We start from the raw sequence: 22,255 nt of genomic DNA, 5'->3' as shown, positions 1-22,255 counted from the left end.
ACTTAGCTGCCTTTGTTCAGCTAAGATTTTTTAACTACTCAGACTTTCTTTCGAAAATCTCTCAGTTTTTCAGCTTGTTTCCAAATTTTTAAAGAACATTAAGACAATAAAAATCATCTTTAAATGGCGTCCCCACGGGGATTCGAACCCCGGTTACCGCCGTGAAAGGGCGATGTCCTAGGCCTCTAGACGATGGGGACAACATTTAAAGATGCTTTCCGCTTTGCCATTTTAGGTCGAATATTCTAACGATTTTTGCAAAACCTTTCAAGATTCTAACCGTTTGAATGCCTAAATCTCATTCATCTCTTGTCCTACTGCTTTATCAAACAATCTGTGTGAACACTTGCTGTCATTTCAAGCTCTCGCTTCTTGATTTTTGGTAAGGAGGTGATCCAACCGCAGGTTCCCCTACGGTTACCTTGTTACGACTTCACCCCAGTCATGAATCATACCGTGGTAAACGCCCCCCCGAAGGTTAAGCTATCTACTTCTGGTACAACCCACTCCCATGGTGTGACGGGCGGTGTGTACAAGGCCCGGGAACGTATTCACCGCAACATTCTGATTTGCGATTACTAGCGATTCCGACTTCATGGAGTCGAGTTGCAGACTCCAATCCGGACTTAGACGTACTTTGTGAGATTCGCTCACCATCGCTGGGTCGCTGCCCTCTGTATACGCCATTGTAGCACGTGTGTAGCCCTACTCGTAAGGGCCATGATGACTTGACGTCATCCCCACCTTCCTCCGGTTTATCACCGGCAGTCTCCTTTGAGTTCCCGACCTAATCGCTGGCAACAAAGGATAAGGGTTGCGCTCGTTGCGGGACTTAACCCAACATTTCACAACACGAGCTGACGACAGCCATGCAGCACCTGTCTCAGAGTTCCCGAAGGCACTCTCGTATCTCTACAAGATTCTCTGGATGTCAAGAGTAGGTAAGGTTCTTCGCGTTGCATCGAATTAAACCACATGCTCCACCGCTTGTGCGGGCCCCCGTCAATTCATTTGAGTTTTAACCTTGCGGCCGTACTCCCCAGGCGGTCGATTTATCACGTTAGCTACGGGCACCAAGCTTAAAGCCCAATCCCCAAATCGACAGCGTTTACGGCGTGGACTACCAGGGTATCTAATCCTGTTTGCTCCCCACGCTTTCGCACATGAGCGTCAGTACATTCCCAAGGGGCTGCCTTCGCCTTCGGTATTCCTCCACATCTCTACGCATTTCACCGCTACACGTGGAATTCTACCCCTCCCTAAAGTACTCTAGACTCCCAGTCTGAAATGCAATTCCCAGGTTAAGCCCGGGGCTTTCACATCTCACTTAAAAGTCCGCCTGCGTGCCCTTTACGCCCAGTTATTCCGATTAACGCTTGCACCCCCCGTATTACCGCGGCTGCTGGCACGGAGTTAGCCGGTGCTTCTTCTGTAGTTAACGTCAATCAAACTTGCTATTAACAAGTCTGCCTTCCTCGCTACCGAAAGAACTTTACAACCCGAAGGCCTTCTTCATTCACGCGGCATGGCTGCATCAGGGTTCCCCCCATTGTGCAATATTCCCCACTGCTGCCTCCCGTAGGAGTCTGGACCGTGTCTCAGTTCCAGTGTGGCTGGTCATCCTCTCAGACCAGCTAGAGATCGTCGCCTTGGTGAGCCTTTACCTCACCAACTAGCTAATCCCACTTGGGCTCATCTTATGGCAGGTGGCCCGAAAGTCCCACCCTTTAGTCCAAAGACATTACGCGGTATTAGCTACCGTTTCCAGTAGTTATCCCCCTCCATAAGCCAGATTCCCAAGCATTACTCACCCGTCCGCCACTCGTCAGCAAAGAAGCAAGCTTCTCCCTGTTACCGTTCGACTTGCATGTGTTAAGCCTGCCGCCAGCGTTCAATCTGAGCCATGATCAAACTCTTCAATTCAAAAAGTTTAATCGCTCAATACTGCTGACATAAAATCACACTTTAATAAGAAAACTTAAAAAAGTTAAATGAATTTCTAGTTAGCACCTATTAAGACTTCAAGTTTTAAAATATATTTTTAAAATCAAGTCAATCAACAAGTGCCCACACAGATTGTCTGATAAATTGTTAAAGAGCAAAATAAAACGACGCACCGGAATCAAACTTAATCTCTTCACAACAGTGCGTCGTTGTGTGGGGTGCATTATAGAGATTTTTAAAACTGTTGCAAGCCCTTTTTTAAAGTTTTTTATCAACTGGATTATTTTTCATCAAAAACCTTAATATCGCTTAAACATCAATCACAGATAGTTGATTAAACCCCCAATCCTGCATAATTTGTCGTTTAATCTCGAATGAGGAAGTTTCTGAGGTACAAAATGCTTCATTAACTAAATCATTCTTTTGATTAAATTTCCCTTCTCCTAATAAACTTAAAACCCGTTTAGCAATCCCTATTCCCGGTTCAACAAAGAATTTCACTTTCGGTAATACTTGTTGTAATTCATTTTTTACCAATGGAAAATGCGTGCAACCAAGAATAACTGTATCTAATGTGGGATGTTCCTGCCAATTCTCAACAACTTTTTGTAAACGAACCATATCCACTCTGCCCGTTCTTTGTTTTTCTTCTACAATTTCAACCAAATCCGTTGTACCTATCTTTTCCACAATACAATTTTGGGTGTATTTAGCAATCAGTTCATCAACATAAGGGCGAGAAACAGTGCCTTTTGTGGCTAATAAACCAATCGTTTTACTTTCAGAAATTGCGGCTGCTGGTTTAATAGCCGGTACTGTGCCTACAATGGGAAATTGAAAATGCTCACGCAATGCAGGAAGCACAACAGTGCTTGCGGTATTGCACGCTACAACCACCATATCAAGCGGTCGTTTTTCTGCAATTTTTTGCACAATTTTCACTGCTCGTTCAATCAAAACCGTTTCTGATTTCTCGGAATAAGGGAAAAAAGCATTATCAAAGCAATACAGATAGTGAGCGTGAGGTAGCACTTTACGGATTTCATCATAAATCGTTAAGCCGCCTATTCCGGAGTCATATAAAAGAATTGTTGGTTTCATTGTTATTTACTGATTAATTAAGTGCAGAAATGCTACTCCTTTCCATCGTTATATTCAAGTTCTCTCTATTTGACTTAACTATCGAAAATCGCAATAATCCTTCTATTATTTAACCAAGGAGAACATTATGCAAAAATTTAACACACAAGAAATTGGTTGGATTGGTTTAGGTCAAATGGGCGAACCAATGGCTAAACATTTACTTAATAGTGGAGTAAAAGTAGGTGTTTATAACCGCAGCCCGGAAAAAGCAGAGAAAGTAGTGGCAGCAGGCGGTAAATTATACTCCTCTGTTGTTGAGTTAGTGAAAGCTCACGATATTATTTTCTTAATGATTGCAGACTATGCTTCTATTCAGCAAGTATTAAGTGCTGAGGTATTAGCACAGTTAAAAGGCAAATTAGTAGTGAATATGAGCACCATTTCTCCAAGCCAAAACCAAGCGGTTGAAGCACTACTTGCAGAACACGGTGCAGAATTTGTGGAAGCACCTGTTTCTGGCTCAAGCAAAGTAGCAGAAGCAGGAAAATTATTAGTGCTTTCCGCAGGTAAAGAAGAAATTGTTGAGCAAATCAAGCCGCTTTTCGCTGCATTTAGTACGACAACTTTCTATTATGGCTCTGTAGGCAAAGCCGGTGGTATTAAATTAATGATTAACTCACTATTAGGCATTTTCGTTCAAGCTTACGGTGAGGCATTAAATTTTGCTGATCAGTACGGCATTCCGAAAGAGCAAGTGATTGAGATGATTTCAGGTTCGTTTATGAACAGCCCGATTTTCCAAGCAAAAGTGCCGATGTACTTAGCAAATGAATTCCAACCTGCGTTTATGATGAAACATATGACGAAAGATTTTAACTTAGCGAGTGAAGAAATTGCGAAGTTAGGTAAATCTTATCCATTAATTGAACAAGCAACCAAAACCTACAATCAGGCAAATGATTCAGGCTTGAGCGAAGTGGATATGGCTGCGATTTATCAATATCTAGCAAAATAAAATCAAAAATCGGTTGGTGTAATGCCAACCGATTATTTTTATAAATAAGGAAAACTTTCTAAAAACAACTCTTTGACTTCAAGGAAATAGCCATTGATTTGATACACGCCTCGGCGAGCAAATAAACCGTTTTCTGCTTGAGCCCACTCTAATTTTTTCCTGATCGGATTTTGAGAAAACAACCATAAACCAATCGGCTCGTTACCAAGTGTCGGTATATTTGGGGCGATATTTTCAATCGTTGAGCTCGGCACAAGCGTTTGAGCAAAAATCCAATTGGTATCACCATCTTTTAATAGCACTTCTCTCAACCAAAAGTCTTCATTGCAAGCGGTCAGATTTTGCGAATTTTTTGCAATCCATTTTTCTTGCACCACTTCCACGTTGAAATCGGTTGCCACATCAAGTAACTTTTGAGTAAGCGACCCATCGTGCAGAAGCCAGTCTTGTTGAGTAAAAGAAAGCGGCTCCGGCACTGAATGCCATTCCGCCGCTAACAGAATTTTACGATATTTTGTAAACATAAAGAAAAAAGGTAAATTATCACGCCGACAATTTACCTTTTTTGCCTTTAAATTTAAAGATTAACCTTTAATTAATTTTCTTACGCCTTCTACCACAACAGAAATTGCTTTGTGTTCGGTTTCGTGGATTGTGGCTTCGTTTGGAATTTCTTGTTGAGTGCGGTTTACAATCACGCCGGACACCATACCTGCTCGTAAACCTAATGCAGAACACATTGTAAAGAGCGTGGCAGATTCCATTTCAAAATTCATTACATTGAGATCTTGCCACTGTTTTAATGAACCTTGAAAATGGCGATAAATTTTGCCTGTGAAGGTGTCGTAACGCTCTTGTCCCGGATAGAACGTATCAGAAGAAGCAGTAATACCAACGTAAGGTTTAACCCCTGCATCAACCGCAGCAGCGTAAAGTGCGTTAGTACACTCAAAGTTTGCTACAGCCGGATATTCCATTGGTGCAAAGTGTTTGCTTGCACCGTCTAAACGAACTGCTCCTGTGGTAATTAAAATATCTCCCACATTAATGTGTTCTTGAATCGCCCCTGTTGTACCAATACGTAAGAAAGTACGAATACCTAATTGAGCCAACTCTTCCACACAAATCGATACAGATGGACCACCTATTCCTGTGGAACAAACAACCACAGCTTCACCATTTAAATACCCTAACCAAGAGGTAAATTCACGGGTGGAAACTAAAAACTCAGGGTTATCCATTTTCTTCGCGATACGTTCACTTCTAGCAGGATCGCCTGGCACAATCGCAATTTTTGCCCCTTTTAACATCGCTTTAGTTAAACCTAAATGAAATACTTCAGACATAATTATCTCCTTTTCTTTTTAGTGATGAAGTTATTCTACCGAGCAAGCGGTAGATTTTCGATGTTTTTTTACAATCAATGTTTGATTTTGTGAAGTAGATCAAAGGCAAACGGTTTCGTTTACTGAACGCTTTTTAGTTGCGTTTCAATATAAGTTGGGGCGAAAACATTATCATCAGGCAAATAGAATACAAAATCCTCTTTAACCAATATTGATATCAGCTCGTTAATATTATGAATGTCTATAAGCGAATAAATCACGGTTAAATTATCAAATTTTTGAATAATTTCTGATGTAGAGCGGTAATATTGCTCACCATTTACAAAAATATAGTGTTTGCAAGGGTAAGTTTGCTTTTTCACACTTTCAATTGCTTTGCTTAGCGTTGGGTTCGTCATAGTTAGGCTAATCACTGCAACTGTTGGTTGGTTGGTTGGTTGGTTGGTTGGTTGGTTGGTTGGTTGGTTGGTTGGTTGGTTGGTTGGTTGGTTGGTTGGTTGGTTGGTTGGTTGGTTGGTTGGTTGGTTGGTTGGTTGGTTGGTTGGTTGGTTGGTTGGTTGGTTGGTTGGTTGGTTGGCATTCATTCTATTTCCTTTTATTTATATTACTATTATTATTTGCAAAAATTAATGCTTTTTTAACCACTTGTACTTAAGGGAGAATATCCCGCAAAATCGGATTTTGTAGTGAAATTAAGGTTTCTGTTGATTGAATTTCATCAATAGACTGAATTTTACCCGCTAATACCGAATGCAATTCTTCAATAGTATGAGTCATCACTTTAATAAAAATAGAGTAATTGCCAGTCGTATAATATGCTTCAACTACCTCATCAAATTCATTAAGTTTAGCTATCACTTTATCGTAATCTTTTGCGGATTTTAAAATAATACCAATAAAGCAACACACATCATAGCCTAGTCTTCGTTCATCTACTACAATTTTTGTGGATTGAATAACCCCTGCTTGTCGCATTTTTTCAACCCGAACATGGATAGTTGCTGCACTTACACCAAAATCTTTCGCCATTTCTGCATAAGGTATACGGGCATCTTTAATTAAATAGCGTAAAATTTGCTGATCGAGTTTATCTATTTCTAATTTTACTTTGCTTTTGTTGTGCATTTTTCCTCCTTAAAATCAATTTATTTAAATTTCATTTAAAATAATCAGGTTTATTTTAAACTAAATTTAATACATTTGCTTTTTTATTTGATAAATATTGCATTTTTAACAGAATTCTTTAAATTACCAATTGTTCATGTTTCATATTCACCAGGAAAGCAAAAAATGAAAAAATCATTCATCTTACAACAACAAGAAATCAGTTTTGTTAAAAACACCTTTACGCAATATTTAATCGACAAATTAGGCATTGTGGAAGTGCAAGGCCCGATCTTAAGCGAAGTGGGCAACGGTATGCAGGACAACCTTTCCGGTATCGAAAAAGCGGTAAAAGTGAACGTAAAATGTATTCCAAACGCTACTTATGAAGTGGTTCACTCACTCGCAAAATGGAAACGCCACACGCTTGCTCGCTTCGGTTTCAAAGAAGGCGAAGGTTTATTTGTGCATATGAAAGCGTTGCGTCCGGACGAAGATTCATTAGACCGCACACACTCGGTGTATGTGGATCAGTGGGACTGGGAAAAAGTGATTCCTGAAGGTCGCCGCAACTTTGATTTTTTAAAAGAAACAGTGAATGAAATCTATAAAGCAATCCGCTTAACCGAGCTTGCGGTTGAGGCACGTTTTGATATTCCATCTGTGTTACCAAAACAGATTACTTTTGTGCATAGTGAAGATTTGGTGCAACGTTACCCAAATATGACCGGCAAAGAGCGTGAAAACGCCATCTGTAAAGAGTGCGGTGCGGTATTCTTAATTGGTATCGGCGGCAAATTATCAGACGGCAAACCACACGATGGTCGTGCCCCAGACTACGATGACTGGACAACAGAATCAGAGCAGGGCTACAAAGGCTTAAACGGCGATATTTTAGTGTGGAACAAAGAGTTAGGCACGGCGTTCGAGCTTTCTTCAATGGGGATCCGTGTGGACGAAAAAGCATTACGTTTACAAGTGGCAATTACCGGCGATGAAGACCGTTTAGAAATGGATTGGCACAAAGATTTATTGGCTGGCAAATTACCGCTTTCTATCGGCGGCGGTATCGGTCAATCACGTTTAACGATGTTCTTGTTACATAAAAAACACATCGGCGAAGTGCAATCTAGCGTATGGCCAAAAGCGGTGTTTGAAGAGTTTGAAAATATTCTTTAAAGTGACAAAGGCGAACAAAATGTTCGCCTTTATTTTATACAAACTAAAAATAATTATAGATATGAAATTTACACCTGATATTTGTCAAGAATTAGAATTCTATGTTTACGCACTAGCGTCTCCTATAGATAATTCTATCTTTTATATTGGAAAAGGGTTTGCTAATCGAGTATTTGAACACGAAATATCCGCGTTAAATGACCCCAAAGAAACAGATAAAAATTTAGAAATAAAAAAAATCCAATCTCAAAATAAGCAGGTAGTAAAATACATTATCACCTATGGCTTAACAGAAAAAGAGGCTTTTATTGTAGAAAATACATTAATTAGTTTCTGCCAATTATTTGATAAGCGATCATTAAAATTAAGTACGCTAAAAAACATTGTATCTGGTCATAGAACCTCAAAACAAAAAAATAAATTAATTACTGCTGGTACAGTTGCTGAAATTCAATCTTTACTATCCCCCAAATCAGTTCATTTATCTGAATTGAATTTAAGGGAAAATGAAGAAATCATGTTTGTAAAAATTAAGCCAACTCCTGATATGCTTGGTAAAGAAGAACGAAATTTAACGCCTCAACAATTATTAAATCCAACCGATTCAGCTCTGCGTATAAGAACTTTAGGTGATTGGGGTATGAAGAAAAATAAAGCAGATAACATCACTTATATTTTAGGAGTTTATCCTAGAAGTGGAATGATTGTTAGTGCTTATAAAGTCGGTGTAGATAAAAGTAAAAAGCGTTATTCTTCGTATGATGAAAAAAAGAATAAAAATAAAGTCACACGATATAACTTTAATGATAATGCTGTTCCTATAAATAAAATTGGAAATGTCGAATTATTTTCTAAACAAGAGGATGGAACTACCCAACATATAAAAATTACTGGGACAAAATATGTTGATGACAACGGAAAATTATTAAATATTCAATCTGAGTTAATTTATAGTTCTGATAAATAATAAACAGGATTATAATTTGCAAGAAATTTGCAATTTTAGACCGCTTGTAAAAACAAAACCCCACTTTCGTGGGGTTTTTGGTAATTAACGTTTGTTCGCTAATTTGGTTTTTGTAAGTTCGTAAACTCGTAATTTGGCGATTTCTCTTGCTAACTTCGCTGTCATATCAGCATCGTTGGTTTTACTGAGAGTATCTTCCACTTTACGTTTTGCGGCAAGGATACGTTGCTCATCGAGTTCATCACCACGAATTGCAGTATCTGCCAGCACAGTAACCACGGTTGGTTGTACTTCAAGGAAACCACCTGATACATAGATAAATTCTTCTTTGCCATCAGCTAAAATGAATTTAACCATTCCAGGTTTAATAGCAGTTAATAGCGGTGCATGTCCTGCATACACCCCTAATTCGCCGTCAGTTCCTGAAACACGCACACTGGTAACTGTACCTTCAAAGATTTTACGTTCCGCACTCACCACAGTGAGTTCAAATTGAGATGCCATGTTGTTCTCCTTTAGTTTAGAACAAAATTACATCTGTTTTGCTCTTTCAACCACTTCATCAATTGAGCCTGCCATATAGAATGCCTGTTCTGGAATATGGTCGTATTCGCCTTCTAAAATGCCTTTAAAGCCACGAATGGTTTCTTTTAATGGTACGTATTTACCTGGTACGCTGTTGAATACTTCTGCCACGAAGAATGGTTGTGATAAGAAGCGTTCAATTTTACGTGCACGACCAACTAAACGTTTATCTTCTTCAGATAATTCATCCATACCTAAGATCGCAATGATATCTTTTAACTCTTTGTAGCGTTGTAATGTACCTTGTACACCACGAGCTACGTTGTAGTGCTCCTCACCAACAACGAGTGGGTCTAACTGACGTGAGGTTGAGTCTAGTGGATCAACCGCAGGGTAAATACCAAGTGAAGCGATATTACGGCTTAATACGACTGTTGAGTCTAAGTGAGCAAAGGTTGTTGCCGGAGATGGGTCAGTTAAGTCATCCGCAGGAACATAAACCGCTTGCACCGAGGTGATAGAACCGGTTTTGGTTGAAGTGATACGCTCTTGTAATACACCCATCTCTTCCGCCAATGTCGGCTGGTAACCTACTGCAGATGGCATACGACCTAATAACGCTGACACTTCCGTACCTGCAAGGGTATAACGGTAGATATTATCTACGAAGAATAATACATCACGACCTTCATCACGGAATTTCTCCGCCATTGTTAAGCCGGTTAATGCTACACGCAGACGGTTGCCTGGTGGCTCATTCATCTGACCGTAAACCAGTGATACTTTATCTAATACGTTAGAGTCTTTCATTTCGTGGTAGAAGTCGTTACCCTCACGAGTACGCTCACCTACACCCGCAAATACAGAGTAACCGCTGTGCTCAATCGCAATGTTACGGATTAACTCCATCATATTTACGGTTTTACCTACACCCGCACCACCGAACAAACCAACTTTACCACCTTTCGCAAACGGAGCGACTAAGTCGATAACTTTGATACCGGTTTCTAAAAGCTCAGTGCTGTTAGATTGTTCTTCGTAGCTTGGTGCTGCACGGTGAATTGTCCAGCGTTCTTCTTCACCGATTGGGCCTGCTTCATCAATTGGCTCACCTAATACGTTCATAATACGACCAAGGGTTTTAGTACCAACAGGCACTTCAATCGCTTTATTCGTATTTTCAACTTTTAAGCCACGTTTTAAACCATCAGATGAACCAAGTGCGATACAACGAACCACACCGCCACCTAATTGTTGTTGAACTTCAAGCGTTAAGCCTGTTTCAACTTTTAATGCATCATAAACTTTTGGTACTGCATCTTGCGGAAACTCAACATCGATTACCGCACCGATGATCTGTACAATTTTTCCCGTTGCCATTACCGTTCCTCTATTCTGTGTTAAATTGCTGCGGCACCCGCGACAATTTCATTTAATTCATTCGTAATACTTGCTTGACGAGCTTTGTTATACACCAATTGTAACTCATTAATGAGATTACCTGCATTATCTGTTGCTGCTTTCATTGCAACCATTCGAGCTGCTTGTTCAGATGCCAGATTATCAACTACCGCTTGATATACCTGAGATTCTAAATAACGAACAAGCAAGCTATCTAATAACGCTTGTGGACTTGGTTCATAGATATAATCCCAAGATCCTGTTTGCTCTAATGAATCATTTTCAAGTGCTGGCAATGGAAGTAATTTTTGTACTGTTGGTTTTTGCGACATTGTATTTACGAAACGGTTATATACCACATAAACTTCATCAATATCACCGTTACGGAAGGCTTTAACCATACCGTTTACAATACCAACTAAATTTTCCATTGCAGGTGTATCACCCAATCCATTAAGATGACCTTTAATCTCTAATCCCATTGGGTTGAAAAAAGCAATACTTTTATTCCCAATCAAACTTAATTCAGATTTAATACCTTGGTCATCTTTTTCTTTTAACTCATTTAAAACGGTTTTAAATAAGTTAATATTCAAACCTCCACACAAACCGCGATCAGTTGAAACCACTAAATAGCCAACTTTTTTCACTGGACGAGAGAAGAGGAATGGGTGTTTATACTCAATGTTACCTTTGGCAATATGGCTAATTACCTTACGAATCGTTTCTGCATAAGGGCGAGAAGCCGACATACGCTCTTGGGTTTTACGCATTTTTGATGCAGCAACCATTTCCATCGCTTTGGTAATTTTTTGTGTATTACGAACACTTGCAATTTTGGTTCTTATCTCTTTAGCACCTGCCATATTTATTCTCCGCTAAAAAGTTAGATTACCAAGCACTGTTCTTTTTGAAACTAGATAAAATCTCGTTCAATTTATCTTTAATTTCATCGTTGAAATTGCCTGATTTTGACAGTTCTTGCATAAACTCACCGTAGTTACTTTGAGCATAAGTTAATAAATTAGACTCAAATGAACCTACACGTTCAACAGGTACATCATCAAGATAACCATATTCTGCTGCAGCTAGAGATAAACCTAACTGTGCTACAGACATTGGCTCGAATTGTTTTTGTTTCAACAATTCAGTTACTTTTTGACCGTGTGAAAGCTGCTTACGTGTTGCTTCATCTAAGTCTGAAGCGAACTGCGCAAACGCTGCTAATTCACGGTATTGAGCAAGAGCAGTACGGATACCACCAGCTAATTTTTTCACTAATTTAGTTTGTGCAGAACCACCTACACGAGAAACCGAGATACCTGGGTTTACCGCAGGACGAATACCAGCATTGAATAATCCTGATTCCAAGAAAATCTGACCATCAGTAATAGAAATTACGTTGGTTGGAACGAACGCTGAAACGTCACCTGCTTGGGTTTCGATGATCGGTAATGCGGTTAAAGAACCAGTTTTACCTTTTACTGCACCGTTAGTGAAACGCTCAACGTAGTCTGCATTTACACGAGATGCACGCTCAAGTAAGCGTGAGTGTAGGTAAAATACGTCACCTGGGAATGCTTCACGACCTGGTGGACGGCGTAATAATAATGAAATTTGACGGTAAGCAACTGCTTGCTTAGATAAATCATCGTAAACGATTAACGCATCTTCACCACGGTCACGGAAGTATTCACCCATCGCACAACCAGAGTATGGTGCAAGGTATTGTAATGCTGCAGACTCAGACGCTGATGCGACAACCACGATAGTGTTTTCTAATGCACCGTGCTCTTCTAATTTACGCACTACGTTTGCGATAGTTGATGCTTTTTGACCGATAGCAACGTAGATACATTTAATACCTGAATCACGTTGGTTGATGATAGCATCGATTGCTAATGCAGTTTTACCGGTTTGACGGTCACCGATGATAAGCTCACGCTGACCACGACCGATTGGAACCATTGAGTCAACCGCTTTATAACCGGTTTGAACTGGTTGATCTACTGATTGACGGTCGATAACGCCTGGAGCGATCACTTCGATTGGTGAGAAACCATCGTTTTCAATTTCGCCTTTACCATCAATTGGCTGACCTAAGGTATTTACCACACGACCTAATAAGCCTCGACCAACTGGTACTTCTAAAATACGGCCTGTGCATTGTACTTCCATACCTTCTGCTAAATCTGCATAAGGTCCCATTACAACCGCACCGACAGAATCTCTTTCTAAGTTTAATGCAATCGCATAACGATTGCCTGGTAATGCAATCATTTCACCTTGCATTACATCAGATAAGCCGTGGATACGAATAACCCCGTCACTTACTGAAACGATTGTCCCTGTGCTTTGAGCTTCGCTCACCACATTGAATTGGGCAATACGCTTTTTAATCAATTCACTAATTTCTGTTGAATTTAGTTGCATTTTTTATTCCTCTTACAAGCTCAACTCTTGACTCAAGCGGTTTAGCTGTCCACGACTACTACCGTCAATAACCACATCATCATAACGAATGATTACACCCGCAATTAACGAACTATCTACCGATGAAGTAATACGCACTTTTGTTCCGAGTCGCTTTTCCATCGCATTGGCAATTTTGGCTTCTTGTGCATCAGTTAATTTCTCTGCAGAAACGATTTGAACGTCTTTGATAGACTCGTGATCCGCTCTTAATTCCAAAAATGCAGCAAAAACAGCAGGTAATACTGCTAAACGCTTATTATCAGCCATTACACGAATGAAATTTTGCCCATATTGATCTAATTGTTCGCCACAAATATTGATAAACGTATCAGAAATTTGACCGCTTGCGAGTGATGAAGTAATAAAATCCGCCACTTGCTCATCTTGGGCGACTAACGCAGAAAATTGTAACATTTCCTGCCATTTGTCCAACTGACCTTGTTCTAAAGCAAAATCGAAAGCCGCTTTAGCATAGGGGCGAGCTACTGTGCTTAATTCTGACATCTGCCCCACCTTCTTATAGTTCTGCAACTAGCTTATCAATAATATCGTTGTTCGCCGCAGCATCCACTGAACGACCAACAATTTTCTCCGCACCAGCAACAGCCAATGCAGCCACTTTTTGACGAAGCTCTTCTTGAACACGTTTACGTTCGCTTTCAACTTCTGCGTAGCCTTGCTCAATAATGCGTCGACGTTCAATTTCAGCTTCTGCTTGCACAGATTCTAAAATTTCATTACGACGTTTCGTTGCCAAATCAATAATATTTTGTGCTTCTTCTCTCGCTTTAAGGATTTCTTGATCCGCAGCAGCTTTAGAATCAGCTTGCTCTTGTTTCGCTTTTTCAGCCGATGCCAAAGCGTTTGCAATATTAGCTTGACGCTCTTCAATCACTCTGATCAGCGGTGGCCACACATATTTCATACAGAACGCAACAAAAAGTGCGAATGCAATCAGTTGACCAATTAGTGTTGCATTTAAATTCACAACGCCCTCCTAAAAGCCGGTTAAGTTATTCGAATGAATAACGGTTAATCAAATCCCGACTTATTTCAATAAATCAATGAACGGGTTTGCGAAAATGAATAGTAAAGAAATACCTACAGCGATCATTGCGATAGCATCTAAAAGACCAGCAACGATAAACATTTTGGTTTGTAAGCTTGATGCTAATTCAGGCTGACGAGCTGATGATTCTAAGAATTTACCACCTAAGATTGCAAAACCGATAGCGGTACCAAGAGCAGCAAAAGCTAATAAGATTGAAGCACCAATAATTGTTGCTGTGATTACTGATTCCATAATGTTCTCCATTAAGTTGAGGAATTAGCCCGAAGGCAGAGGTTATTGATAAAAATAAAAATTCAAGCGGTCAGATTTTGGTAAAAATTTACTAAAACCCTACCGCTTGCAAGGCTAGTTTAATGATCCGCTTTGTTATAAGCGATACTCAAATAAACAATCGTTAGCATCATAAAAATAAAGGCTTGGAGCGTAATAACTAAAATATGGAAAATTGCCCAAACCAAGTGTAATGGGATACCCAGCGCCTGTAACGCAAAGTTATCTGCCATATACATTACTGCAATAAGGATAAAAATTAACTCACCTGCATACATATTACCGAATAAACGGAACGCCAACGAAATCGGCTTAGCAAGTAAAGTTACAGTTTCAAGTACGAAGTTTACAGGAATAAATGCCCAGTGATTAAATGGGTGAAGAGTATATTCTTTCACTAATCCGCCGAAACCTTTTGATTTCACAGTGTAGAATAAAATTAATGCAAATACACAGATAGACATACCTAATGTCGCACTAATATCTGCTGTCGGCACGGCACGTAAATAGTGAATACCTAAAAGGTTTGCAAATTGAGGCAAGAAATCAACCGGCACTAAGTCGATGGCGTTCATAATAAACACCCAGCAGAAAATCGTTAATGCCAGAGGTGCTATCACATTACGAGGTCCGTGGAAGTTATCTTTCACCAAACCATCCACCCACTCAATCACAATTTCAATAAAACATTGTAATTTTCCTGGCACTCCAGTGGTTGCTTTTTTGGCTACGTTTGAAAATACCAATAAAAAGATAACACCCGCTACGAAAGAGAAGAATAGGGTATCTAAATGTACTGCCCAAAAGCCATCACCAGTGGTTAAAAAACTTAAGTGGTGACTAATATATTCTGCTGTAGTTCCAGCCATAACATATCCTTTTAAAAATGAAATTAGTGGGTACGCTTGCTTAAAACAAACGGAATGAGATTATTTAACAATAATGCGATAAAGTAACCCACAAAAAATAAAACAAAATTAAGATTTGGAATCCACTTAAAACAAGCAACTATCCACAAAATGGTGACCAACCACTTTATCCCTTCGCCGCGATAGAAAGCGGTCATTTTTGTTCGATCTTTTGCAGAATTTCTAAAGAAAACCCAATACACAAAAACGCAGTGAGCAATAAAACTTGCAAAACTTCCTACAAGAAACGAAAAACCAGCATAGCCAAAGCCTAAAAAAAAACCTAAGGTAATAAAAACCAAAATGCCTGCTTCCAACATCAATGCTTTGCGATATTGTGATTTTACTTTATTGATTACAGTAGACACTTTTTATCCTTTTTGAAGAAAAAACTAACAATCAGGCTAATTATTAGCCACTGTTAAATCAATGAAAAATTCGCCGAAAATTATACCTAACAAATCAAGAGTTGCAACCCAAAACTTCAGAAAATGAGCTATTATTCACATTTTTGAAACAAAACTCCTATTTATTGGAATAATCTCGGTAACATATTAAAAAAAACAAACAAATTATCTATATTCCCACTAAATATTCACTCATCACTCTTTATGCTTTTTAACCGTAAAAATAATTATATAGAAATGTTAAAATTTTGATAAAAATGAATAATTTAGCAATATTATCTAATCAATCAAAACCAAAAATTTAATGCAACATAACAAAAGATAGCTTCCCAAACTTAACCAAAGATAAGCCAATTTACCGTTTTTATGATACAAATAACGTAAAACTACCTAAATTCACCAAAATGTGAAATAAAACGAAGCGGTCAAAATTTGCAATTTTTTTGCAGATTCTGACCGCTTGTATTATGCTTTTTGCAATATAACTAAATGCCGCTCACCCACTAATTCTGGCACTTGCAGTTCTATCACCTCTAGCAGCGAAACCGGCTTTTTAATGGCTTGCACTTCCGCTTTATCATATACGCCTTTTAACGCATAAAATTTGCCGTTTTCGTTTGGCAGATGATAGCACCAGTTCACCATATCATCGAGCGAGGCAAAGGCTCGACTTAATACTCCGTCAAATTGGCTTTCGGTATATTCTTCCACACGACTAAGCACCGGCGTGACGTTATTGATACCCAACTCACGCAGGGCGTTTTTGATAAAGGTAATGCGTTTACCAAGGCTATCGAGTAGCACAAACTGTTTATCTGGATTGATAATCGCAAGCGGAATCCCCGGCAGACCCGGCCCGGTTCCCACATCAATAAAAAGCTCACCCTGCAAGTATTTGCTCACCACAAGGCTGTCCATAATATGCTTCACCAACATTTCATCAGGATTACGAACAGAGGTAAGGTTATAGGCTTTGTTCCATTTATCCAACAAACGGATAAACCCAACCAACTGCTCTTTTTGCTGATCGGGTAGGTTAATTTCAGCTTGGGCTAACAAGCGGTTAATTTTTTCTAACATTTTGCAAATTCCTAAAATAAAACCTCGGATAAACCGAGGTTTAATCTAAATTATAGCTCGCCTCGTTTCAACATTCCTTGCTTTTTCAAATTCACAAGTAGAATCGAAATTGCCGCGGGTGTGATGCCTGAAATGCGGCTAGCTTGTCCGATAGAAACCGGGCGGTGTTGCATCAGTTTTGCTCGCACCTCATTCGATAAACTATCCACTTTATCGTAATCAAACTCTGGCGGAATTTGAGTGTTTTCGTGGCGTTTGTGGCGTTCAATTTCGTTATATTGATGCTCGATATAGCCTTGATATTTAATCGAAATTTCTACTTGCTCTGCCGCTTGTTTGTCTTCAATTGCTGGAGCAAACGGAGCGATTTGAGTCAGTTTTTCGTAGCTCATTTCAGGGCGGCGGATTAAGTCTTCACCGCTTGCTTCACGGGCAAGTGGCGTGCTTAACAACGCATTTAATTCGCTTAAATTTGGCATTTGTAAGTGAGCCCAAGTCTGCTTCAAGCGGTTGCGTTCTTGCTCAATGGCTTCCATTTTTTGGTTGAAACGCCCCCAGCGGGCTTCATCAATCAATCCTAATTCGTGAGCGATCGGGGTTAAACGGATATCCGCATTGTCTTCACGCAGTAACAAGCGATATTCCGCACGAGAGGTAAACACACGGTACGGCTCTTTGGTGCCAAGCGTGCAAAGATCATCCACTAACACACCAGTGTAAGCGAGATCACGAGTTGGGAACCACGCTTCTTTGCCCTGAACTTGCAAACCGGCATTGATACCAGCTAACAAGCCTTGTGCCGCCGCCTCTTCATAGCCGGTCGTGCCGTTGATTTGCCCAGCGAAGAACAAGCCGTCAATCGCTTTAGTTTCAAGGGTTGGTTTTAAATCACGCGGGTCGAAATAATCATATTCAATCGCATAGCCCGGTTTGATAATACGGGTGTTTTCCAAGCCTTTCATTGAGTTTACGATGCCCATCTGCACATCAAATGGTAGGCTGGTGGAAATGCCGTTTGGGTAAACCTCAATCGTATTTAAGCCTTCCGGTTCAAGGTAAATTTGGTGTGAATTACGATCAGCAAAGCGCATTACTTTATCTTCAATCGATGGGCAGTAGCGTGGACCAATTCCCTCGATAATGCCCGTGTACATTGGGCTGCGATCTAAGTTAGAACGGATCACATCGTGAGTTTGTTCATTCGTGTGCGTAATATAGCAAGGGATCTGACGAGGGTGTTGATCTACCGATCCCATAAATGACATCACCGGCAATACGTCATCGCCGTGCTGTTTTGCTAGCACATCAAAGTTAATAGTGCGGGCATCCAAACGAGGTGGCGTACCTGTTTTTAGCCGATCAACACGCAAATTGAGATCACGCAGACGATCAGCTAACATTGTCGCTGCTGGATCACCTGCTCGACCGCCAGCGTAATTATCCAAGCCAATATGGATCTTACCCGCCAAGAATGTTCCTGCAGTTAATACAACAGAACGAGCCTTAAACACTAAGCCCATTTTGGTTACTGCACCTACTGCACGGTTATTTTCCACTAAAATATCTACCACTTCTTGTTGGAAAATATCTAAATTAGGCTGATTTTCTAATGCGGTACGCACTGCATTACGGTAAAGCACACGGTCAGCTTGTGCACGGGTCGCTCGCACCGCTGGGCCTTTTGAGCTGTTTAAGGTACGAAATTGGATCCCTGCCAGGTCGGTTGCGGTTGCCATTAAACCGCCCATTGCATCGATCTCTTTCACCAAATGGCCTTTACCAATACCGCCGATTGCCGGGTTACAAGACATCTGCCCTAATGTATCTACATTATGTGTTAAAAGTAAGGTTTTTAACCCCATTCGGGCAGGGGCTAGTGCCGCCTCTGTCCCTGCGTGACCGCCACCAACAACAATCACATCGTAAACTTGGTTATAAATCATATATTGCCTTTTCTCTAAAAATACTTTTCTAAAATAAACGCGTATTTTAGCTTAAAAAAGGATCATCAGGGAAATAGATTTTTAATGAAAAAGGATCATAACTAAGTGATTAAAGATAATATAGATCTATATAAAGATCTTTTATTTTTATTCGTATTAGATCCTACATTTTATGTGAATAAAAGATCTTTTGTAGGTAAAACAAGGCCTTAAATAAAAAAATAGTCGTGAATAGATCTTATTTTAGTAAGATCTAAGCTGTGGATAAAATTTAAAGTTATCCACAAAGTGTAAAATAAATTGGATTTTAACAGTATAATTCCCAACTAATTAAATCTTTTTTCATAAGTTATCCACATGGGGTGTGTCACGCTTTTTAGATAAAATTCCTTTTTTCTTATTTCTACAGTAAAATTTTATGCCATTTTGATATGTAAAAAAGAGAGAAAAAATGACCGCTTGTAACTGCCAATCAGGCAAAAATTATAAGGAATGTTGTGAGCCTTTTCATTTGGAAGCCAAAATACCAGAAACTGCAGAGCAACTTATGCGTTCTCGTTACTCTGCTTATACATTGGTTAATATTCCCTATATTGTTAAAACTACTGTACCAAACCAACAGAAATATCTTGACCAAGTAGCAATGAAAGCGTGGGGAGAAACAACGAAATGGGCAGGATTAGACATAATTAAACACTTACCTAACCTTTCAAAAATACATAGTCAGGTCGAATTCAAAGCATTTTTTGATACAGAAGAAGGCAAACAAGCACACCACGAGTTATCCCTTTTCGTTAAAATTGATTATAAATGGTTCTTTGTTGATCCTACTGTGCCATTACCTAGCCAAAAGCAGCATTGTGTATGCGGATCAGGTAAAAAATTTAAGCATTGTTGTGGCAATTATCTTTAATTTTGTTGAACTCTTTTTCAATCAAAAAGACTAAGTAAATGAATTCTATTCATTGACTACTTAACTTACCACAGGGGAACAAAAATGGATTTCAATAAAATTTTAAACCAAGTTTTAAATACGGCAAAAGATGCTGCAACTAATGGATTAATCAAAGGTAATACAAAAAATGACCAAATTGCTAAAGTTGGCGGTGGTGCAGCAGCTCTTGGTCTAATTTCAATGTTATTTGGACGCAAAGGCGGTTCAGGTTTAGCAAAATTGGGTTCTTTAGCTGCATTAGGTAGCCTTGCTTATCAAGCATATCAAAGATACCAAGAACAAAATGCGTCAGCATCTCAGTTAAGCCAAAATAATTTTGAAGAAGTTAATGCGAATGAAGCAAGTAAAGTGATTTTACAAGCAATGATCGCAGCAGCGGCAGCAGATGGTACAATTACTGAAGACGAAAAAGCAGCAATTGTTGCACAAGTATCACAAGATCCAGAAGTTTTAGCGTGGATAAGCCAAGAAATGAATAATCCTGCAAGTGTAGAAGAAATTGCTCACCAAGTAGGTAATGATCAAGCTCTTGCAACCCAAGTTTATCTTGCAGCTCGTGCAGTATGCACAAACTTAGAGCGTAAAGAAATTATCTTCTTGTCAAACTTAGCGAATGCACTCGGTTTACCAGATGCACTAGTTGAGCAATTAGAAAAAGACGCAGGTTTCTAATTTATTCTAGTTTAGTTACAAGCGGTTATATTTTGAGAGTTTTTTGCAAAAAACTTGTGAAATATTACCGCTTGTTCTTTTTATTATTCACTTGGAAGACAAGTAAACGTTTGCTTGATTTTTATTTGATAACTCGATCACAAAAAAGCAAATAAGTCCTTTAAAATAAAGGTTCTTTGCGTTAGTCTAACTCAAAGTTTAAATTACAAAGGAGTAAAAAATGACTATTTTTCAAGTCGCTCAAAATTGGTTAGTACAAGACCCTGATGCTGAAACTCGTGCGGAATTAGAACAGCTCATTCAAGCGGCACAAACGGATGAAAAAGCGAAAGCAGAGTTGGAAGCTCGTTTTAATGGACGTTTACAATTCGGTACGGCAGGTTTGCGTGGCAGATTACAAGCAGGCTCTCAAGGTATGAACCGTGTATTGGTTGCACAAGCTGCCGGTGGATTAGCAGAATTTGTGAAAGGTTATGATAAATCCCCTTCTATTGTGATTGGTTACGATGGTCGTAAAAATTCTGATGTGTTTGCTCGTGATACTGCCGAAATTATGGCTGCGGCAGGCATTAAAACCTATTTACTTCCTCGCAAATTACCTACACCTGTGCTTGCCTTTGCCATTCAATATTTTGACACTACAGCCGGTGTAATGGTTACTGCGAGCCACAATCCACCTGAAGATAACGGTTACAAGGTTTACTTAGGTAAAGCCAACGGTGGTGGACAAATTGTTTCCCCAGCGGATAAAGAGATCGCAGCGTTAATCGACAAAGTCGCAAGCGGTAGTATTTCTGATTTACCTCGCAGCCAAGATTTCATTGTGCTAGATGATGAAGTTGTAAATAAATATATCGAAAAAACAGCCTCACTGGCGAAACAACCAAAAGCGGAGATCAACTACGTTTACACCGCAATGCACGGTGTAGGGTATGAGGTATTAAGCAAAACCTTAGCCAAAGCAGGATTACCGCAACCACATTTAGTAGAAGCACAAATTCAGCCGGACGGCTCATTCCCAACAGTAAACTTCCCAAACCCGGAAGAGAAAGGGGCATTGGACTTAGCCATTGAATTAGCGAAAGCGAAAAATGCAGAATTCATTATTGCAAATGACCCCGATGCTGACCGTTTAGCGGTTGCTGTGCCAGATAGTGAGGGCAATTGGAAACCTCTTCACGGCAACGTGATCGGTTGTTTCTTAGGTTGGTATTTAGCAAAACAGTACCATTCACAGGGTAAAAAAGGCGTACTGGCTTGTTCGCTTGTATCTTCTCCTGCATTAGCAGAAATTGCGAAAAAATATGGTTTAGCATCAGAAGAAACACTCACCGGCTTTAAATATATCGGCAAAGTTGAAAACCTCTTATTTGGCTTTGAAGAAGCGTTAGGCTATTTGGTTGATCCGGACAAAGTGCGTGATAAAGACGGTATTTCAGCGGCAATTATGTTCTTAGATTTAGTGTGTAGCTTAAAACAAGAAGGTAAAACGCTTGCAGATTATACTGCTGAATTTGTGAAAGAATTTGGGGCTTATGTAAGCGGTCAAATTTCTATCAGAGTTTGCGATTTAGCAGAAATCGGCAAATTAATGACCGCTTTACGCAATAATCCGCCGGCAGACATCGGTGGATTTAAGGTAGTTGAATTTATCGATCATACAAAAACGCCACGTCAAAATGATATTTTAGTATTCATTTTAGAAAATGGCAGCCGTTTAATTGCCCGCCCTTCAGGTACTGAACCAAAAATTAAGTTCTACTTAGATGCTCGTGGTACTGATGCGAAAAATGCGGAAGAAGTATTAAGCCAATTTGATGAAAGCGTGCGTGAATTGTTACGTCAAGAACAGTACGGAAAACAAGATTGTTAATTATCAAAAATGGGCGAATTTTATTCGCCCATTTAT

General features: G+C 39.6%; 22 protein-coding genes, 1 tRNA gene and 1 rRNA gene. 6 read left to right on the top strand and 18 right to left on the bottom strand.

Annotation, left to right across the window (positions count from 1 at the left end; translation table 11 throughout):
• Positions 1-124: 124 nt before the first annotated feature.
• The 3 genes from A6B40_RS06530 to murI all read right to left on the bottom strand — a co-directional run bounded on the left by A6B40_RS06530 (position 125) and on the right by murI (position 3,045).
• A tRNA-Glu gene (locus A6B40_RS06530) sits at positions 125-200 on the bottom strand.
• Between the two features lie 183 nt (positions 201-383).
• Positions 384-1,923: ribosomal RNA gene (locus A6B40_RS06525) — 16S ribosomal RNA — on the bottom strand.
• 330 nt (positions 1,924-2,253) lie between these two features.
• A complete protein-coding gene (murI, locus tag A6B40_RS06520) occupies positions 2,254-3,045 on the bottom strand; it encodes a glutamate racemase (protein ID WP_176671900.1) in 792 nt (263 codons plus the stop codon).
• A gap of 127 nt (positions 3,046-3,172) precedes the next feature.
• On the opposite strand from murI, the gene A6B40_RS06515 reads away from it, so the two are divergent.
• Positions 3,173-4,042 (top strand): NAD(P)-dependent oxidoreductase, encoded by an 870-nt coding sequence (locus A6B40_RS06515; protein ID WP_176671899.1) that lies wholly within the window; start codon positions 3,173-3,175, stop codon positions 4,040-4,042.
• A gap of 38 nt (positions 4,043-4,080) precedes the next feature.
• On the opposite strand, the gene A6B40_RS06510 is transcribed toward A6B40_RS06515, so the two are convergent.
• The 4 genes from A6B40_RS06510 to asnC all read right to left on the bottom strand — a co-directional run bounded on the left by A6B40_RS06510 (position 4,081) and on the right by asnC (position 6,513).
• Positions 4,081-4,566 carry a chorismate--pyruvate lyase family protein gene (locus A6B40_RS06510; RefSeq protein WP_176671898.1) on the bottom strand — a complete coding sequence of 162 codons (486 nt, stop codon included), beginning with the start codon at positions 4,564-4,566 and terminating at the stop codon, positions 4,081-4,083.
• A 60-nt stretch (positions 4,567-4,626) separates the two neighbouring features.
• Entirely contained in the window at positions 4,627-5,388 is a 762-nt protein-coding gene (udp, locus tag A6B40_RS06505; RefSeq protein ID WP_138317702.1) for a uridine phosphorylase, read from the bottom strand.
• A gap of 119 nt (positions 5,389-5,507) precedes the next feature.
• Positions 5,508-5,972, bottom strand: coding sequence for a glycosyltransferase (locus tag A6B40_RS06500; RefSeq protein WP_176671897.1), 465 nt, complete (start codon positions 5,970-5,972; stop codon positions 5,508-5,510).
• 67 nt (positions 5,973-6,039) lie between these two features.
• Positions 6,040-6,513 carry a transcriptional regulator AsnC gene (asnC, locus tag A6B40_RS06495; protein ID WP_025216330.1) on the bottom strand — a complete coding sequence of 158 codons (474 nt, stop codon included), beginning with the start codon at positions 6,511-6,513 and terminating at the stop codon, positions 6,040-6,042.
• Between the two features lie 165 nt (positions 6,514-6,678).
• Here asnC and asnA point away from each other — a divergent pair, with 165 nt between their 5' ends.
• Positions 6,679-7,671: an aspartate--ammonia ligase gene (gene asnA / locus A6B40_RS06490; RefSeq protein WP_176671896.1), complete on the top strand. Its 993-nt coding sequence runs from the start codon at positions 6,679-6,681 to the stop codon at positions 7,669-7,671.
• Positions 7,672-7,690: 19 nt separating this feature from the next.
• On the top strand, positions 7,691-8,638 hold the full coding sequence (locus A6B40_RS06485; RefSeq protein ID WP_176671895.1) for a GIY-YIG nuclease family protein: 948 nt from the start codon (positions 7,691-7,693) through the stop codon (positions 8,636-8,638).
• An 84-nt stretch (positions 8,639-8,722) separates the two neighbouring features.
• Here A6B40_RS06485 and A6B40_RS06480 read toward each other — a convergent pair whose 3' ends face one another.
• From A6B40_RS06480 to mnmG, 11 genes are all read right to left on the bottom strand, one after another.
• Positions 8,723-9,142 carry a F0F1 ATP synthase subunit epsilon gene (locus A6B40_RS06480; protein ID WP_025216327.1) on the bottom strand — a complete coding sequence of 140 codons (420 nt, stop codon included), beginning with the start codon at positions 9,140-9,142 and terminating at the stop codon, positions 8,723-8,725.
• 27 nt (positions 9,143-9,169) lie between these two features.
• Positions 9,170-10,543 (bottom strand): F0F1 ATP synthase subunit beta, encoded by a 1,374-nt coding sequence (gene atpD / locus A6B40_RS06475; RefSeq protein WP_025216326.1) that lies wholly within the window; start codon positions 10,541-10,543, stop codon positions 9,170-9,172.
• Between the two features lie 20 nt (positions 10,544-10,563).
• A complete protein-coding gene (atpG, locus tag A6B40_RS06470; protein ID WP_176671894.1) occupies positions 10,564-11,430 on the bottom strand; it encodes a F0F1 ATP synthase subunit gamma in 867 nt (288 codons plus the stop codon).
• Positions 11,431-11,455: 25 nt separating this feature from the next.
• On the bottom strand, positions 11,456-12,997 hold the full coding sequence (gene atpA / locus A6B40_RS06465; protein ID WP_025246998.1) for a F0F1 ATP synthase subunit alpha: 1,542 nt from the start codon (positions 12,995-12,997) through the stop codon (positions 11,456-11,458).
• A 12-nt stretch (positions 12,998-13,009) separates the two neighbouring features.
• Positions 13,010-13,543 (bottom strand): F0F1 ATP synthase subunit delta, encoded by a 534-nt coding sequence (atpH, locus tag A6B40_RS06460; RefSeq protein ID WP_176671893.1) that lies wholly within the window; start codon positions 13,541-13,543, stop codon positions 13,010-13,012.
• 13 nt (positions 13,544-13,556) lie between these two features.
• The gene (atpF, locus tag A6B40_RS06455) at positions 13,557-14,027 is read right to left on the bottom strand and encodes a F0F1 ATP synthase subunit B (protein WP_025216322.1); all 471 of its coding nucleotides are present in this window, start codon (positions 14,025-14,027) and stop codon (positions 13,557-13,559) included.
• A 60-nt stretch (positions 14,028-14,087) separates the two neighbouring features.
• Complete coding sequence (gene atpE / locus A6B40_RS06450; RefSeq protein WP_005599073.1) at positions 14,088-14,342, bottom strand: F0F1 ATP synthase subunit C; 255 nt, start codon at positions 14,340-14,342, stop codon at positions 14,088-14,090.
• A 119-nt stretch (positions 14,343-14,461) separates the two neighbouring features.
• Positions 14,462-15,250 (bottom strand): F0F1 ATP synthase subunit A, encoded by a 789-nt coding sequence (gene atpB / locus A6B40_RS06445; RefSeq protein ID WP_025216321.1) that lies wholly within the window; start codon positions 15,248-15,250, stop codon positions 14,462-14,464.
• Between the two features lie 23 nt (positions 15,251-15,273).
• Complete coding sequence (locus tag A6B40_RS06440; RefSeq protein WP_176671892.1) at positions 15,274-15,657, bottom strand: ATP synthase subunit I; 384 nt, start codon at positions 15,655-15,657, stop codon at positions 15,274-15,276.
• A gap of 504 nt (positions 15,658-16,161) precedes the next feature.
• Positions 16,162-16,776 (bottom strand): 16S rRNA (guanine(527)-N(7))-methyltransferase RsmG, encoded by a 615-nt coding sequence (gene rsmG, locus A6B40_RS06435; RefSeq protein WP_025216319.1) that lies wholly within the window; start codon positions 16,774-16,776, stop codon positions 16,162-16,164.
• 50 nt (positions 16,777-16,826) lie between these two features.
• Positions 16,827-18,719: a tRNA uridine-5-carboxymethylaminomethyl(34) synthesis enzyme MnmG gene (mnmG, locus tag A6B40_RS06430; protein ID WP_025342005.1), complete on the bottom strand. Its 1,893-nt coding sequence runs from the start codon at positions 18,717-18,719 to the stop codon at positions 16,827-16,829.
• A 451-nt stretch (positions 18,720-19,170) separates the two neighbouring features.
• On the opposite strand from mnmG, the gene A6B40_RS06425 reads away from it, so the two are divergent.
• The 3 genes from A6B40_RS06425 to A6B40_RS06415 all read left to right on the top strand — a co-directional run bounded on the left by A6B40_RS06425 (position 19,171) and on the right by A6B40_RS06415 (position 22,219).
• Positions 19,171-19,632, top strand: a complete 462-nt coding sequence (locus A6B40_RS06425) for a YchJ family protein (protein ID WP_025342006.1) — start codon at positions 19,171-19,173, stop codon at positions 19,630-19,632.
• 84 nt (positions 19,633-19,716) lie between these two features.
• Positions 19,717-20,346: a tellurite resistance TerB family protein gene (locus A6B40_RS06420; RefSeq protein WP_176671891.1), complete on the top strand. Its 630-nt coding sequence runs from the start codon at positions 19,717-19,719 to the stop codon at positions 20,344-20,346.
• A gap of 220 nt (positions 20,347-20,566) precedes the next feature.
• Entirely contained in the window at positions 20,567-22,219 is a 1,653-nt protein-coding gene (locus tag A6B40_RS06415; RefSeq protein WP_176671890.1) for a phospho-sugar mutase, read from the top strand.
• Positions 22,220-22,255: the final 36 nt, after the last annotated feature.

The sequence above is a fragment of the Mannheimia varigena genome (assembly GCF_013377235.1).
GTDB lineage: Bacteria > Pseudomonadota > Gammaproteobacteria > Enterobacterales > Pasteurellaceae > Mannheimia > Mannheimia varigena.
This window is presented reverse-complemented; position numbering and strand designations above follow the sequence as displayed.

Excerpts from the sequence above, each read along its gene's own strand:
- asnC (WP_025216330.1), bottom strand. The coding sequence starts at position 6,513 with ATGCACAACAAAAGCAAAGTAAAATTAGAAATAGATAAACTCGATCAG.
- A6B40_RS06480 (WP_025216327.1), bottom strand. The coding sequence starts at position 9,142 with ATGGCATCTCAATTTGAACTCACTGTGGTGAGTGCGGAACGTAAAATC.
- A6B40_RS06485 (WP_176671895.1), top strand. The coding sequence starts at position 7,691 with ATGTTCGCCTTTATTTTATACAAACTAAAAATAATTATAGATATGAAA.
- murI (WP_176671900.1), bottom strand. The coding sequence starts at position 3,045 with ATGAAACCAACAATTCTTTTATATGACTCCGGAATAGGCGGCTTAACG.
- udp (WP_138317702.1), bottom strand. The coding sequence starts at position 5,388 with ATGTCTGAAGTATTTCATTTAGGTTTAACTAAAGCGATGTTAAAAGGG.
- atpA (WP_025246998.1), bottom strand. The coding sequence starts at position 12,997 with ATGCAACTAAATTCAACAGAAATTAGTGAATTGATTAAAAAGCGTATT.
- atpE (WP_005599073.1), bottom strand. The coding sequence starts at position 14,342 with ATGGAATCAGTAATCACAGCAACAATTATTGGTGCTTCAATCTTATTA.
- A6B40_RS06420 (WP_176671891.1), top strand. The coding sequence starts at position 19,717 with ATGGATTTCAATAAAATTTTAAACCAAGTTTTAAATACGGCAAAAGAT.
- A6B40_RS06415 (WP_176671890.1), top strand. The coding sequence starts at position 20,567 with ATGACTATTTTTCAAGTCGCTCAAAATTGGTTAGTACAAGACCCTGAT.
- mnmG (WP_025342005.1), bottom strand. The coding sequence starts at position 18,719 with ATGATTTATAACCAAGTTTACGATGTGATTGTTGTTGGTGGCGGTCAC.
- atpD (WP_025216326.1), bottom strand. The coding sequence starts at position 10,543 with ATGGCAACGGGAAAAATTGTACAGATCATCGGTGCGGTAATCGATGTT.
- asnA (WP_176671896.1), top strand. The coding sequence starts at position 6,679 with ATGAAAAAATCATTCATCTTACAACAACAAGAAATCAGTTTTGTTAAA.
- atpH (WP_176671893.1), bottom strand. The coding sequence starts at position 13,543 with ATGTCAGAATTAAGCACAGTAGCTCGCCCCTATGCTAAAGCGGCTTTC.
- atpG (WP_176671894.1), bottom strand. The coding sequence starts at position 11,430 with ATGGCAGGTGCTAAAGAGATAAGAACCAAAATTGCAAGTGTTCGTAAT.
- rsmG (WP_025216319.1), bottom strand. The coding sequence starts at position 16,776 with ATGTTAGAAAAAATTAACCGCTTGTTAGCCCAAGCTGAAATTAACCTA.
- A6B40_RS06500 (WP_176671897.1), bottom strand. The coding sequence starts at position 5,972 with ATGAATGCCAACCAACCAACCAACCAACCAACCAACCAACCAACCAAC.
- A6B40_RS06515 (WP_176671899.1), top strand. The coding sequence starts at position 3,173 with ATGCAAAAATTTAACACACAAGAAATTGGTTGGATTGGTTTAGGTCAA.
- atpB (WP_025216321.1), bottom strand. The coding sequence starts at position 15,250 with ATGGCTGGAACTACAGCAGAATATATTAGTCACCACTTAAGTTTTTTA.
- A6B40_RS06425 (WP_025342006.1), top strand. The coding sequence starts at position 19,171 with ATGACCGCTTGTAACTGCCAATCAGGCAAAAATTATAAGGAATGTTGT.
- A6B40_RS06510 (WP_176671898.1), bottom strand. The coding sequence starts at position 4,566 with ATGTTTACAAAATATCGTAAAATTCTGTTAGCGGCGGAATGGCATTCA.